This window comes from Streptomyces sp. NRRL F-6676, from assembly GCF_000725625.1.
Taxonomy (GTDB): Bacteria; Actinomycetota; Actinomycetes; order Streptomycetales; family Streptomycetaceae; genus Streptomyces.
Genome location: NZ_JOHS01000001.1, coordinates 441269 through 455404, shown reverse-complemented (window position 1 = coordinate 455404; position 14136 = coordinate 441269). Strand labels below are relative to the sequence as shown.

Here is a 14136-nt window from a genome sequence, read left to right as displayed (position 1 = left end):
GCCCCGCGCGCCGCCCGCCCCGGGCCCACGGGTCAGGACCTGGCGGGCTTGTCCGCGAACACCCAACGGTTGCCCTCCAGCGCGTCGTTGGGCTCGGGCAGCGGTCCCCGTCCGTACCGGCGGGTGAAGTCGAAGGGCGTACGGACCACGGTGGACCAGCCCCGGCCCGCCAGGTCCCCGACGGAGTCGGGGCGCGGCTCGCCGTTGAAGAGATCCAGCAGGTCGATGCCGATCTGTTCCCGCGTCGCGGTGTAGAGCGCGCTGTCGCGGTACGCCCGCAGATCCTTCTCCAGCTTCACCTCGTAGGCCAGGGTGCTTCCGCGCGCGCTCAACCGGTCCACGGCGTCGATGAGTTGCCGCTCGGCGGCGGGAGGCAGATAGAACAGCAGCCCCTCCGCCAGCCATGCCGTCGGCACGCTCGGGTCGAAGCCCGCCGCGGTCAGCGCGCCCTCCCAGTCGGCACGCAGATCGATCGGCACGGGCACGCGCGTCACCCGGGGTGTCGCCGGCGTTCCGGCGAGCACCCGGTGCTTGAACTCCAGCACGCCCTCCCGGTCGAGTTCGAACAGGACGCGGCCCTCGGGCCAGTCGAGCCGGAACGCCCTGCTGTCCAGGCCGGCGCCGAAGAGCACCACCTGGCGCGCCCCGTCCCGCACCGAGCGGAGAAGGAAGTCGTCGAGGACCCTCGTGCGCAGGCCGAAGTAGCGTGCGAAGCGGCCCCACAGGGGGTTGGTGTCCACGTCCGGCACCTGGTGCGGCCGCACGGGCCAGCCCGTGGAGGCGACGGCCGCCCGCACGAACTGCTCGGCGTGGACGTCCCGCACGAGGCTGTCCTCGCGGTGGGTCTCCAGCGCCCGGGCCGCGGCGACCAGCAGCGCGGTGGCGCCGACTCCCTCGTCGACGCCGTACGCTTCGGCGTTCCGTGGCTCCGTGTCGACCATGGGTCCTCCTGGGCGGGGGCGAGGGACGGCGGTGGGGCGGGGAGAAGGGCGAGACGGTGCGAAGCGCCCTCCTGTCCCCCCTCACTATCCGGGCGGCGCTCCTCCGCCATCCGCGAATCCGGCGGCGTTCATCCCAGTGGGTGACCCGGTGCCGGCGGGGCGAACGGCCGGAGGCCGCGCTCGGGGCACGTGGGGAAGCCGTGAAGAGTTCACGCACGCTTGTCGGTGTGCAGTCACAAGGGTGGAAAACTCGGAGGGCTCACCCAGCGTCTTCGAGCACGTCGGACACCAACCTCGCGAGGGGAGACCGGCCAACGATGTTCACTCCGCTACGGAGCACAGTACGGACCGCCGCGCTCATGCTTTCGGCCGTCACGGTCCTGGTCCTCGGCACCACCGTCACGACCGGCGCGGCGGCGACCCCGGCCACCGCACCCGCACCCGCACCCGCACCCGCACCCGCCAAGCAGGGACCGACCTCGGTGGCCTACATCGAGGTGAACAACAACAGCATGCTCAACGCCGGCAAGTACACGCTCACCCAGGGCGGCAACGTCTTCGACATCGCCGTGATCTTCGCGGCGAACATCAACTACGACACGGCCACGAAGACGGCGTACCTGTATTTCAACGACAACGTGCGACGCGTTCTGGACAACGCCGCCACCCAGATACGGCCACTCCAGCAGAAGGGCATCAAGGTCGTACTTTCGGTGCTGGGCAACCACCAGGGCGCGGGATTCGCCAACTTCACGTCCCAGCAGTCGGCTGCGGCGTTCGCGCACCAGCTGTCGGACGCCGTGCGCACGTACGGCCTCGACGGCATCGACTTCGACGACGAATACGCCGAGTACGGCAACAACGGCACGGCACAGCCCAATGCCGGCTCCTTCGTGCAGCTGGTGACGGCACTGCGCGCGGACATGCCGGACAAGATCATCAGCCTGTACAACATCGGCCCCGCCGCCTCTCGTCTGTCCTACGGCGGCATCGACATCTCCAGCACGTTCGACTACGCCTGGAATCCCTACTACGGCAGCTGGCAGGTGCCCCGCATCGCACTGCCCAAGTCGAAGCTGTCACCGGCGGCCGTCGAGATCGGCCGCACGCCACGCAGCACGGCCGCCGACCTCGCCCGCCGCACCGTCAGTGAGGGATACGGCGTCTATCTGACGTACAACCTCGACGGCACCGACCGCAGCGCCGACATCACCGCCTTCACCAGGGAGCTCTACGGCAGTGACGCGGTCCGCACACCGTAGGAACCCGCGCGGGCCGTGCTGCCGACATCGTTGTCGACGGCACGGCCCGCCCCCACCGACCGACGGCCGGCGGATGACCGCACGGCGGCCCGCACGGCGTCGCTGGGGGGAGCGATCGGCCGGTGACCGGCCCGGTGTCACTCCAGGGAGAGACGGACCAGACGGGCACCGTTCCCGTGCTCCGCGTCGGTGGCCAGGGCCACGTAGCGGGCGGTGATGTCCGTGCCGAGGTGCCGGGTGCGGGCACGGCCCGTGAGCCGGCCGGCCGGGGTGTAGGTGAGGCCGTCGTCGCTGAACTCGGCGTGCAGCGTGGGAACACGGCCGTTCGTCCAGTCCGTGCGGATGTCGCGGACACGGATTTGGGCGCCGAGGTCGACGACCAGACGGCCGTTCGGACCGGGCGTCCACGCCGTCGCCGGATCGCCGTCGACGGCGGCGGCAGGGTCCGACATGCCCGCGGGCAGCGGGCTGGTCGGGAACACCGTGCGGCCCAGTGCCAGATCGCGCAGGGGGTAGGCGGTCGCCTGCTTCAGGGTGACCGTCGTGGGGCGGCCCGCGCGGACCACGGCCACCTCGCTGCGTCCCTGGGCGGTCACCCGCACGCGGCAGGCCGGTCCGGTGAGTTCGACCGACGCGCCGTCGAGCACCCGCGCCCGCAGGCCCGTCGGCAGGCGGCGGCCGTCGAGAGGACGCAGGGTCAGCCGTGGCGGGAGCAGTTGGGCTTCGGCCGCGTCGAGTGCGGCGTCGTAGGCGGTCCCACCGTCGGTGAGGGTCTGGTGTCCCTCGAAGAGCAGCCTCCCGGTTCCCGTCTGCGGTACGTCGACGCGCGTGGTGACGGGCTCGTCCGACAGGTTGAACAGGCTGAGGTGGTCGTCGGTGAGGGTCACGCGGACGGCCTCGGCGTCCGCGCGTGGCGTGGGTGCCGCGGCCCGCTCGCGCAGCGTACGGGACGAGGCGCCGGGGAATCCCTCGACCACGAGGGGCGCGGCCGGACCGTCGGCCAGGACGATCTCGTCCTGGTGGACCGTCAGGCGGGAGTCCGATCCCCGTACCACCAGGCCCGCGCGGCCGTCGACATCCAGCCATCCGCCCCGGCTGGTGACGTCGGGCACCGGCCAGGAGGCGAGGTCCTCCCACCGGAGTCCGTCGGCCGACCCCTGCACCGTGTAGGCGCGCCCCGCGGCGGCCTCCCAGCGCAGGGTGACCCGGTCCACCGTGTGCGGAGCCCCCAGGTCGACGGCGAGCCAGCTGTCCGCGCGGGGGCGGTCCGCCCGTGAAACGGCCCACCGGGTGGTCGTGCTGCCGTCCACCGCCAGCGCCGGCTCCTTGCCGGTGTCGTAGGACGAGGCGGTGGCCGTGCCGGTCCGGGCCAGATCGGCGCCGTCCGCCCCGTCGCGCGCTTCGAGGGCGAAGAGCGAGTATCCGTAGGCCGGGTCGGGCCGCACACCGAGCATGCGCACATGCCGTACCTCGGTGCGCGCGAACGTCACCTCGTCGACGCGTCCGCCCGACGGGGCCGGCCGGGAGTCGGAGGAGGCCACGGTGGCGCTTCCCTCGGCGAAGCGGTAGGTGCGTGCCCCGGTCAGGCCCGGCACACCGGGCATGGTCAGGTTGTGGATCTCCAGGTGCCCCTCCCCCGCCGCGACGCCCGACGTCGCGTACACGACGGCACCGGTGGGAAGCGTGGTGAATCCCGCGTACCCGGGCCCCACCTGGAGCATCGTGGCGCTGCCGTCGAACCCGTCCCGGCTTTTGTGGTACGTGCGCACCTGGCGTTCCGTCGCCTTCAGGGACGTCGCCGGCAGGAACATCGCCGTGGAGCCGCTGAGCCTGAACAGCCAGTCGTCGTGGCCCGGTTGCCAGGCGAACTTCACGAAGCCGGGCTTGGTCACGGCGCCCGCCCATGCCGCGGGCGTCTGGTGCGACACCAGGCCGGGGCCGGGGCCGAAGTCGGTGACCCCCGCGGCGCGCTCGAACAGCTCGTCCGAGGAGAGGGGGCGCACCGTGCGGCCCTGATCGTTGGCCCACAGATGCAGGAGGTAACTGATGGCGAGCTCCGCGCGCGCCTCCGGCTCGTACTTCGGCTCGCCCGAGAACTTGGCGATCCTGAACTCGGGCGGGTAGCTCTGGTACGCCTCCAGCCGCTCCGCCAGCGCGACCTCCGCCCGGGCGGCCGCCCTGTCCCCCAGCACCTGGGCGAGGAACACGAGCGGGATGACGTCACGGCCGTAGAGGTGCTCACGGTCGTTGACCATGGGCATCAACGGTTCACCGGCGTCGCTCATCACGCCGAGGAGGGAGCTCCACAGCTGGTCGGCGTTGGGCTGGTGGGTGAGCACCTGCGGCATCGCCCGGCCCGCGGCGATGAAGTGGGCGGCGTTACGGCCCGACGTGCGCCACAGCTCCTCCTGGTAGTGCGGTCCGAAGGAGCCGTGGTTCTCGACGATGAAGGTGTCGTACAGGTTGCGGGCGGTGTTGTCGGAGACGGGGACTCCGTCCACGCGCGCCGGGTTCGCCAGGTCCGCCTGGGGCAGTCCCGTCTCGTTGCGCGACCACGCGCCGAAGGCCTCGGCCCAGTCACCGTGCCGTGGGTCGTCGGCGGCCCAGGCCAGCCCCGGGGCCAGGGACTGCGCGTAGACGCCCATCTCCTCGAGCTTGGTGTCCCCTTCGTGGCCGCCGAGCAGGCCATGAGGGGTCCAGCTGCCCGACGCGGGGTCGTTGCCCGTGCCCAACGCGGTGGTGTAGGCGGCCTGTTCACGGGCGATGGTGTCCACACGGGCGCGCGTGGTCTCGTCGAGGTCGTCCCACAGCAACCGCGCCGCGAGGACGAAGTACAGCTGGAACGTGGTGTCGAAGAACAGTGTCCGGCCCCATTGGGTGCCACCCGTCAGCCTGTTGGACGCGGCGAAGTGCTCGATGGTCGCTATGGTCCGGGCCTTGAGGAGCTGCTTGTCGATCCCCGCTCGGTCGGCGTCGTAGCCGCCGCGGGTGAGCAGGACCGCGTGGCCGAGCACGACGGCGAAACCGAAGTCCTTGTCCGTGTAGTAGCCGCGGGCCGCGTCCCACTGGGTCTCCGTCCACCGGGTGTGGTTCAGCAGGACGCGGTGATAGGTGTCCGCCACCGGGTCCGACGCCGTGTGGCCCTGCTTGCGTCCCTGCGCCTGGGCCTCGCCGCTGCCGAGGGTCAGTGGGAGCGAGGCGAGCGCGCCTGCGGCGCCGAGGAGTTGGACGAAGCGACGGCGGTCGATCGGGGATCTCGGCAGCACCTGCGGCACCTCTCAGTCGGACAACGTTGTCAGGCAGTGGCCTGAATTCTTCGGTCCCGCGGGTCGTTACGTCAAGGGGTCGGATGCGCGGGAGCGGGAGGCCGGGGAGCGCCCCTGCGCGGCGCGGGAGGGTGTCGGCCTCGCGAGAGCAGTTCGGCTCGCCTTCCCCGGGCCGGCCCTCCGCCCGCGGCGGCAGGTCCGCGGGGCTTGTCCACGACAACGCCACGGACACCGCGCGGTGGGATCCTGGGCGTCAGGGGGGTGAGCGGGCGTCAGTGAGTGAGCGGGCTCAGTGGGGTGAGCGGGCGCCGCTGGGGCAGTCTTCCGACCGTGCACTCCTACGACGCCACCAACCCCGGCGCGCCCGGCAGCCCCACCACGCCCGCCGCCCCGGCCCCTGCCCCCGTTCCCCTCCCCGTCCGTCTGTCCCTCACCCAGTTCACCCGGCCCTCCGACGTGGACGGCTCCCTGCGTGAGGAGCTGGCGGACTGCTGGGCGGCGGTGGTCGATGCCGGCGGGGCGGTCGTTCCGCCGGACTGCCCGCCGCCGCCCGTGACACCGGCCGCCCTCCGCCCCGCCGTGGACCGGCTCGTGGAGAGCCTGGCGCCCGCGCGCGGCAGACTGCTCACGGCCACGCTCGGCGGCGCACTCGCGGGGTGGCTGGTGCTCCGCCGGGAGGCGCACCCGTTGGAGGCGCACTGCGGCGTGGTCAACCATGTGCAGACGCGGGTCGGTCTGCGGGGCCGGGGCGTCGGTGCCGCGCTGATGGGGCGTGTCCGCCATGTCGCGCGGGAGGACATGGGACTGGAGCGTCTGAAGCTGTCGGCGCGGGCGGGCCTGGGACTGGAGCACTTCTACCGCAAGGCCGGATGGACGGAGGTCGGCCGGTGGCCGGGGGCGCTGCGTCTGGCGCCCGGGGACGACCGCGACGAGATCCTGATGAGCCTCGCGCTGTGAACTTCAGCCGCCTGCGGGCCCGTTCGGCCGGGCAAGCGGTTTTCAGCCCTTCAGCGCCACCAGTACGCGGCTGTCCCCGGCCTGCCACACCGGGGTGACGTGGCGGAAGCCCGCCCGGTGGAGCAGTTCGGTGTGGCGGGCCACGGAGAGGTGCTGGTTGCCGTCGCCCGAGGCCGGGCGGGTCTTCTCGCGCTGTTCGAACAGGTCGGTCAGTTCGGGGTCGGCGGCCGCGGCCCGCCACCACGACTCCCAGTCCTCGTCCTCGTGACCGTGGGCACCGGTCCGCTCGGCCCGGCGGCGCCCCACATGGGCGGTCAGGTCCGCGCAGGGCGACTCCTCCGGCGGGAAGTGGTCGCCGTTGACCAGCGCGCCACCGGGGCGGAGCAGGGCGGCGAGGGCGCGGTACGTGCGCCCCAGGACGGGGGCGGGGAGGTAGTGCAGCGCGGTCGTCGAGACGGCGACGTCCACGGGGCGGTCCAGTGCCAGCGCGTCCGTCCAGCCGTCCTCGCCGATCACCGCGTCCACGTACCGGGCGGCGTCGGCGTGATGGGTGCGGCCCAGTTCCAGCAGGACGGGGTCCATGTCGACGGCGACGATCTCGGCGTCCGGCAGCCGGCGGGCGAGCCGGACGGACAGCGAGCCGGGGCCGCACCCCAGGTCCAGCAGGAGCGGCCGGCCGCCGCCGGCGCAGAGATGTTCCGTGACGTCGGCGATGACCGCGAACCGCTCCTCGCGGTCCACGGCGTAGCGCCGCTGCTGCCGTTCCCAGCGCTCGACCCACATACCGGCCGCTCCCATGCTCACACCCATCCGGCCCTGTCACCTCATCCGTCTCTCACCTGTTGTGGTCACCGCACAATCTACAGGTGGAAACGATTATCAATAACTCTTTGTTGCGCTACTCCAGTGAGGCCAGCACCGTCAGCAGGCGGTCGATCTCCTCGTCGGTGTTGTAGACGTGCAGGCTGACCCGTACGGATCCGCCGTCCTCGTCGGCGCCCGCCTGGCAGAGGTTGTCGGCCCGGACCATGAAACCGTGGCTGTAGAGGATGAAGCCCAGGTCGTCGGAGGGGATGTCACGGTGGCGGAAGGTGACGATGCCGTGCCGCCGCTGGGCCGTGGGGAGCGCGCTGTCCGCGGTGAGGCTCGCGGGGCAGCCGAGGATGTCGTACGGCTCCAGTCGCCCCAGGCGGTCGGTCAGGCGGGTGGCCAGCCGGGTGACATGGCGGGCGACGCGGGCGGGGTCGGCCTCCGTCAGCCAGTCGAGCGCCGCCAGGAGCGAGACGATGCCCACCGTGTTGGGGGTGCCCTGCCAGCCGCCGGGCCGTAACACCGGCCCCCTGGTGTTGCGCGCCCACACCGCTCCGGTGCCGGGCAGGGCCAGCGCCTTGTGCCCGGAGAAGACGACGAAGTCGACGTCGAGGTCCGGGTCGCCGACCCGGACGGGGAGGTGGCCGACGCTCTGCGCGGCGTCCAGGCAGATCGGCACGTCCGGGCCGACGGCGGCGCGCAGCCGGTGCACGTTCATGTCGCCGCCGTAGACGTGATGGACGTGCGTCGCCGCCACGAACCGGGTCCGGGGGCCGACCATCCCGGCCAGGGCGCGGTGGTCGTAGTCGCCGGAGGACTCCTGGACGGGCAGCGCCCGCACCCGCACCTCGACACCGCGCTCGGCCAGCAGCCGCCGCGCTTCGAGCCAGGGGTCCAGGTTGGCCCGGTGGTCCGAGAACGGAACGAGGATCTCGTCGCCGTCCTCCAGGTACGGCACGAGCCAGTCGCGGGCGACGGTGCGCAGTCCCTCGGTGGTGCCGCTGGTGAAGTGGACGGCGGAGCGCCCCGGTCGGGGGTCCCCCAGGAACTCCTTGACCCGCTCCCTGGTCCGCTCCACCAGTTCCGTGGTGCGGTTGGCCCAGGGGTAGGTGCCGCGGCCCGCGTTGGCGTTGGTGGTGGTGAGGTAGGTCTCCACGGCGTCCAGGACCGCCCGCGGTTTCTGCGAGGTGGCCGCGCTGTCCAGATACGCCAGGTCGGGGTGCGCGGTGACGAGGGGGAACTGTGTCCTCAGCTTCTCCTGCCAGGCGCGTTCTTCGGCGGTCGTCTCCTCGGCCACGGCTCACTCCCTCACCAGCGGTGCGCCGGCGTCCCGCCAGGCGACGATGCCGCCCGCCAGGCTCCTGACGTCCGGGTGGCCCATGCGGGACAGCAGCGCGGCATAGCGCAGCGACCTCTCCCCCACCGGACACGCGAGCAGCACCGGGGTGCACTTGCTGAACGGCAGTCCGCCGCGCACGAGTTCCTCGAAGAGTTCGTCGACGATGTTGACCGAGCCCTCGATGTGCAGGGCGGCGTAGGCGTGCGGGCCGCGCAGGTCGACGACCATCGGGCGGGGTTCGCCCTCCGCGATCCAGCGCCGTGCGCCGTCGACGTCGACCGCGCGGCCCTGTGCGTGGACGTCCTCGTCGCCGAGCGAGGCCAGGGAGTGTCCGCGCCGGGCCCTGCCGAGCAGTTCCGGGCGGCGCTGCCGTACGTAGCTGAGGTAGCTCTCGGCCCGGTCGCACACGATGAACACGGCGGTCTGGCGGCGGCCGGTGCCCTCCAGTTCGGCGTCGGCGGCGGCCAGTTCGCGGACGGCCCCGTGGTAGGCGGCGCCGCCGGTGGGTCCGGAGAGCAGTCCGCAGCGGCGGATCAGGGTGACCATGCCGTCAATGGCCTGCTGCGAGGTGACCGGTGCGAGCCGGTCGTAGGTGGCGGGGTCGAAGAGGCCGACCTGGTGGACCTCGTCGATGGTGCGGATGCCGGGGATGAAGTCGGACTTGTCGGCGACCAGTCCGAGCACCCGTACGCCGGCGTCGTGTTCGCGCAGGACGCGGGCGACGCCCGTGGAGGAGCCGGCCGTGCCGACGCAGGCCACGAACCAGTCCGGGGCCCGTCCGTCGAGGTCCTTGACGATCTCGGGCCCGGTGCCGGCCGCGTGTGCCTCGACGTTGCGCGGGTTGAAGTACTGGTCGGTGTGGAGATAGGTGCTGCCGGGCCCGGAGAGCGCCTGGTGGAAGCGGGTGAGCGGGTCGTCGGTGTCGGTGGGGTCCAGACACTCGCTCCGGCCGGGCAGTTCCTCGATCTCGGCGCCGAGCAGCAGGAGCAGTTCCTTGATCTCGGGCACGCGCATCCGGTTGGTGACGCTCTTGAACTTCAGCCCGTGCATGCCGGCCAGCAGGGCGAGCGCCTTGGCCGTGTTGCCGCTGGAGAGTTCCACGACCGTGCCGTCGCCGCCCGCCGCCCCCTCCAGATGGGGGCGTGCCATGTGCCAGGCCGGGCGGTCCTTGACGGAGCCGAAGGGGTTGAGCATCTCCAGCTTGGCGTAGAGGTCGATGTGGCGCAGACCGTGCACCGCCGGGTCGATGCGGACGAGCGGTGTGTTGCCGATGGCTTCCGTGATGCTGTCGTACCTCATGACGGCACTCCCTGCGGGTGTGTGAGCGGCCAGTAGTTCTCGTCCGGGCACCAGTGCCAGGTCCCGTCCTCCTCCGTGACCGCCACCGTCCGCGCCGACGGCTGCATTTGCGCGTGGTGGGCGTGGAAGTCCATGACGTACCCGGCGGTGTTGACGAAGGCCAGCAGGTCCCCCGGCCGGGGCAGCCGGGGCAGGAACACCAGACGGCGGGTGATCAGATCGGCCTCCAGGCAGAGGTTGCCCACCAGGTGGACGCCGACCGGCGCCCCGTCCGCCGCCTCCTCGGGCGGGCCGCCGCGCGGCAGCAGGACGGGGTCGACGAGGACCCCGTGCTCCTCCAGGCTGACGTCACCGGCGTTCATGCCGAGCCGCACCAGATACCGGTCGGGCTCGTCGCCCAGGGGCCGCACCTCCTGGACCCGCGCCAGCGACAGTCCGCACTGGTCGACGAGGGCGCGGCCGGGTTCGACGTACAGGTCGTGGAGGTGTTCCAGGAGCAGGGTGGCCGGGGACCGGCCGAGGACGGGCGCCGGGCGGGTCAGGAGTGCGTCCAGGTAGCCGGGGCCCGCGGTGGGCCGGTGGGCGGGGTAGAGGGCGGCGGTGCCGCGGACCGTGCCGGCCTCGTTGCGCAGGCCGTAGCCGTGGCCGCGCCAGGCCAGCGGCGGGCGGGTGCCGAGGACGGCCTCGCTCAGCGCGGTCGTCCAGCGTTCCCACTCCCCGGCGTCCTCGACGTAGCCGACGCCGAAGCCGCCGCCGATGTCCACCGCGCGTGGCGTGAGGCCCCGGGCGCGGCAGTCGTCCATGAGCAGCACACAGCGCTCCAGGGCACGGCCCTTCTCCTCCAGGCCGGTGGTGTCCAAGTGGTAGGCGAGGCCGACGAGTTCGACGCTGTCCGCGTGCCGTTCCAGTGCCGTCCAGAGCCCTCCGGCCTCGGCGACCGGGGTGCCGAACCGGCTGCGGCGCGAGAGCAGCCGGGTGCCGGCGCCGCCGGGTGCGGGGTCCGACTCGAAGCCGGACAGCCGCACCAGCACCTGGGTCCTGGCCAGTGCGTACTTCCGTACGAGACCGGCCAGTCGGTCCAGCTCGCCGACCGAGTCGACGTTCACCGTCGCGCCCGCCCGGGCGGCCAGCCACAGGAACTCGGCATCCTTGGGGCCGGTCGCCATCACCCGGTCCCCGGTGAAGCCGCAGCTCAGTGCGTGGCGGAGTTCCTCCAGGGAGGCCACGTCGATGCCGACGGCCGCCGGGTCGCAGGCCGCGAGTCTGCGCACCAGGGCGCTGGAACGATTCGCCTTGTGGGCGAAGTACACCCTCCCGGCCAGGTGGTGCCGCCGGTAGACGGAGCGGAACCGCTCCGCGTTCGCGGCGACGGCCTCCGGGATCAGCACGTTCAGCGGCGATCCCAGGGCGTCGGCCAAGGAGTGCAACAACGGCGCGTTCCCGAGCAATGAGGCGAGCGGTGGGTCGACCCGCGGCCTCAGATACAAGGGCGCGTCCTTCACGTGGTACCTCCCCGTGTCGGGCGTCAGTCGGTCACCGCGGCAGCACCCCGGTGCCGGACGGCGCCGTCCCGATGATCAGTTCGTGATAATCGTTTCCAACTGCACTGACTGTTAAGCATCCTTCTCGGTGCGTGAGGCCGAAGGCGCCGGTGGAATCGGAGGCTCCGGCCGGGCTCCGGCTGATCCCCGATCTGGCGAACGCGTTCGTTACGATCGCCGCCATGACTGCGAGACGAGAGCCGATCAGCCGCCGGGAGCGTCCGGCGAAGCCCGCCCTGTCGCGGCACGCGATCGTGGACGCCGCCGTGCGGATCATGCGGGCGGAGGGGCTCCACAAGGTCACCATGCGCCGGCTGGCGCAGGAGCTGGACACCGGTCCGGCCTCGCTGTACGTCTACGTCGCCAACACCGCCGAGCTGCACGCGGCGGTCCTGGACGCCCTGCTCGGCGAGGTCGACCTGACCGGGCGGGAGGGCGGTGACGACTGGCGCGAGCAGCTCCGCGCGGTCATGACGTCGTACACCCTGGTGCTGTTCGCGCAGCCGCAGCTCGCCCGGTCCGCGCTCGTCGCCCGTCCGAGCGGCGAGAACTATCTGCGCCTGGTGGAGCGCATCCTCGACCTCCTCTCGCGCAGCGGTGCCGCGCGCGCCCAGGTTGCCTGGGGGGTGGACGTACTGCTCCAGGCCGCGACGGCAGGCGCCGCCGAGCACGGGGCCCACGCGGACGATCCCGCCTTCGAGGAGGACTGGAACGCGACCCTGCGCGCGTTCCGTGCCGCGGGCGAGGCCACGTATCCGTCGATCGCGGCGCACATGCCCGCACTGATCGACGGCCCCGCGCAGGACCGGATGCGCTGGAACTTCGACGTCCTCGTCAACGGCATCACGCACACCCCGGTGCCGGGCGCGGAGGGCTGAGCCCGGGCGCCCCTCGCCTCCAGAGGTCCGCTCGGGCTCAGCGACGCCCGTAACGAACTTGTTCGTGACGAACATGTTCGTTACGCTCGGAGGGAGCCGGAGCCCATGGGCACTCCCCCGGCGCTTCCCCTTCCCTCCGGAGGTTCCGATGAGCACCCCGCACTACCCCGTCGCGATCATCGGCGGCGGCCTCGGCGGCCTCACCGCCGCCCGCGTCCTGCACGTCCACGGCATCAAGTCGGCGATCTTCGAACTGGAGGCGTCGGCCGCGGCCCGTACGCAGGGCGGCATGCTCGACATCCACGCGGAGAACGGGCAGCAGGCGCTGCACGCGGCCGGTCTGTACGACGGTTTCCGCGCGCTCGTCCACGAGGGCGGTCAGGCCATGCGTCTGCTCGGCCCCGACGGCACGGTGCACGTGGCCGCGGCGGACGACGAGTCCGGTGACCGTCCGGAGGTGGACCGCGGCGAGCTGCGCGATCTGCTGCTCGGCTCGCTGCCCGACGGCACCGTCCACTGGGGCCGCAAGGTCACCGCGGCCCGGCCGCTGGGCGGCGGGCGCCACGAGGTGACGTTCGCCGACGGCTCGGCCCTCACCACCGACCTCCTGATCGGCGCGGACGGCGCCTGGTCCCGGATCCGGCCGCTCCTCTCGGACGCCCGGCCCGCCTACACCGGCATCTCCTTCGTCGAGACCGACCTGTTCGAGGCCGACACCCGGCATCCACGGAGCGCGGCGGTCGTCGGCGGCGGGTTCTTCCTCGCCCTGGGGCACGCACGCGGGTTCCTCGCACACCGGGAGACCGACGGCAGCCTCCACGTCTACGCGGCGCTCCGGGCCGACGAAGGCTGGCTGGACACGGTCGACTTCACCGACCCGGCCGCCGCCAAGGCCGCCGTCCTCGCCCGCTTCGAGGGCTGGGACGAGGGGCTGCGCGGCCTGGTCGCCGACGCGGAGACGATCGCCCCGCGCCGTATCCACGCCCTGCCCGTCGGGCACCGCTGGGAGCGCGTCCCGGGCGTGACGCTGCTCGGCGACGCCGCCCATCTGATGTCGCCGTTCGCGGGCGAGGGCGCCAACCTCGCCCTGTTCGACGGCGCCGAACTCGCCCTGGCCCTCGCCGCCCACCCCGGCGACACCGAGGCCGCCCTGACCACCTACGAGGAGGCGATGTTCCCGCGCAGCGAGGCGTCCGCCGCCGAGTCCGCCGCGAGCCTGGAGATGATGTTCGGCGAGCGGGGCCTGGAGCGGATGGCCGAGTTCTTCACCCCGGCGGCCTCCTGAAGGACCCCGGGCACGGTCACGGCGGCGCGGCGTAGCAGTGCACGGTCACCGGCCGGGACGGGCCCCAGTGCTGCTCGACGGAGGCCAGTGGCTCCCAGCCGAGCCGCGTGTACAGGGCCACCGCGGCGGTGCCGGAGGCCACGACGTCCAGCACCGGGTGCAGACCATGGCGCCGCGCCTCCCGCACGGCCCGGTCGAGGAGCAGTGCGCCGATGCCGTGGCCCCTGGCCCAGGGGGCGACGAAGAACCGGCCGACCACCGCCGTGCGGGCCTCGTCCGTTCCGTTCCGCTCGCTCCACAGACCGGGAGCCAGGTCCCCCGCACCGCTCCGGGACAGGCCGACATGGCCGGCGAGGCGCCCGTCGCGTTCGGCGACCCAGGCACCCAGCGGGGCGGTCCCCGTCAGCCAGGCGGCGGGCCGGTCGGGCCAGTTCACCGGATAGCCGTCGCGACGATGGACGCGCTCCAGGACCCGTACGCACGTCTCGACGTCGTCCTCGGTCCGTGCCCGCAGCCGGACCCCCGCCTCGTTCGCCTCGTTCACCGCGCCATGAAAAC

General features: G+C 72.7%; 11 protein-coding genes. 4 read left to right on the top strand and 7 right to left on the bottom strand.

All coding sequences use genetic code 11. The annotated features are described in order from the left end of the window. Positions 1-32 precede the first annotated feature (32 nt). Positions 33-941 carry an SAM-dependent methyltransferase gene (locus IO29_RS01810; RefSeq protein ID WP_030377229.1) on the bottom strand — a complete coding sequence of 303 codons (909 nt, stop codon included), beginning with the start codon at positions 939-941 and terminating at the stop codon, positions 33-35. A 317-nt stretch (positions 942-1258) separates the two neighbouring features. On the opposite strand from IO29_RS01810, the gene IO29_RS01805 reads away from it, so the two are divergent. Further along, on the top strand, positions 1259-2203 hold the full coding sequence (locus IO29_RS01805) for an endo-beta-N-acetylglucosaminidase H (RefSeq protein WP_030377228.1): 945 nt from the start codon (positions 1259-1261) through the stop codon (positions 2201-2203). 137 nt (positions 2204-2340) lie between these two features. Here the strand turns inward: IO29_RS01805 and IO29_RS01800 are convergent, their stop codons facing one another. Further along, positions 2341-5469 carry a discoidin domain-containing protein gene (locus tag IO29_RS01800; protein ID WP_030377227.1) on the bottom strand — a complete coding sequence of 1043 codons (3129 nt, stop codon included), beginning with the start codon at positions 5467-5469 and terminating at the stop codon, positions 2341-2343. A gap of 330 nt (positions 5470-5799) precedes the next feature. Here IO29_RS01800 and IO29_RS01795 point away from each other — a divergent pair, with 330 nt between their 5' ends. After that, complete coding sequence (locus IO29_RS01795) at positions 5800-6426, top strand: GNAT family N-acetyltransferase (protein ID WP_234307354.1); 627 nt, start codon at positions 5800-5802, stop codon at positions 6424-6426. A gap of 42 nt (positions 6427-6468) precedes the next feature. On the opposite strand, the gene IO29_RS01790 is transcribed toward IO29_RS01795, so the two are convergent. The 4 genes from IO29_RS01790 to IO29_RS01775 form a co-directional block, all read right to left on the bottom strand. Further along, positions 6469-7236, bottom strand: a complete 768-nt coding sequence (locus IO29_RS01790) for a class I SAM-dependent methyltransferase (RefSeq protein WP_030377225.1) — start codon at positions 7234-7236, stop codon at positions 6469-6471. An 88-nt stretch (positions 7237-7324) separates the two neighbouring features. After that, on the bottom strand, positions 7325-8533 hold the full coding sequence (locus IO29_RS01785; protein WP_030377224.1) for an aminotransferase class V-fold PLP-dependent enzyme: 1209 nt from the start codon (positions 8531-8533) through the stop codon (positions 7325-7327). Positions 8534-8536: 3 nt separating this feature from the next. Continuing rightward, the gene (locus tag IO29_RS01780; RefSeq protein WP_030377223.1) at positions 8537-9874 is read right to left on the bottom strand and encodes a pyridoxal-phosphate dependent enzyme; all 1338 of its coding nucleotides are present in this window, start codon (positions 9872-9874) and stop codon (positions 8537-8539) included. Beyond that, a complete protein-coding gene (locus tag IO29_RS01775) occupies positions 9871-11376 on the bottom strand; it encodes a Y4yA family PLP-dependent enzyme (RefSeq protein ID WP_030377222.1) in 1506 nt (501 codons plus the stop codon). Before IO29_RS01775 ends, IO29_RS01780 begins: the two co-directional genes overlap by 4 nt. Positions 11377-11597: 221 nt before the next feature. Between IO29_RS01775 and IO29_RS01770 the strand changes: the two genes are divergently transcribed. Together IO29_RS01770 and IO29_RS01765 are read left to right on the top strand one after the other, a co-directional pair. Beyond that, entirely contained in the window at positions 11598-12293 is a 696-nt protein-coding gene (locus tag IO29_RS01770) for a TetR/AcrR family transcriptional regulator (protein WP_030377221.1), read from the top strand. 148 nt (positions 12294-12441) lie between these two features. Further along, positions 12442-13578 (top strand): FAD-dependent oxidoreductase, encoded by a 1137-nt coding sequence (locus IO29_RS01765; RefSeq protein WP_030377220.1) that lies wholly within the window; start codon positions 12442-12444, stop codon positions 13576-13578. 16 nt (positions 13579-13594) lie between these two features. Here the strand turns inward: IO29_RS01765 and IO29_RS01760 are convergent, their stop codons facing one another. After that, a complete protein-coding gene (locus IO29_RS01760; protein WP_030377219.1) occupies positions 13595-14122 on the bottom strand; it encodes a GNAT family N-acetyltransferase in 528 nt (175 codons plus the stop codon). Positions 14123-14136: the final 14 nt, after the last annotated feature.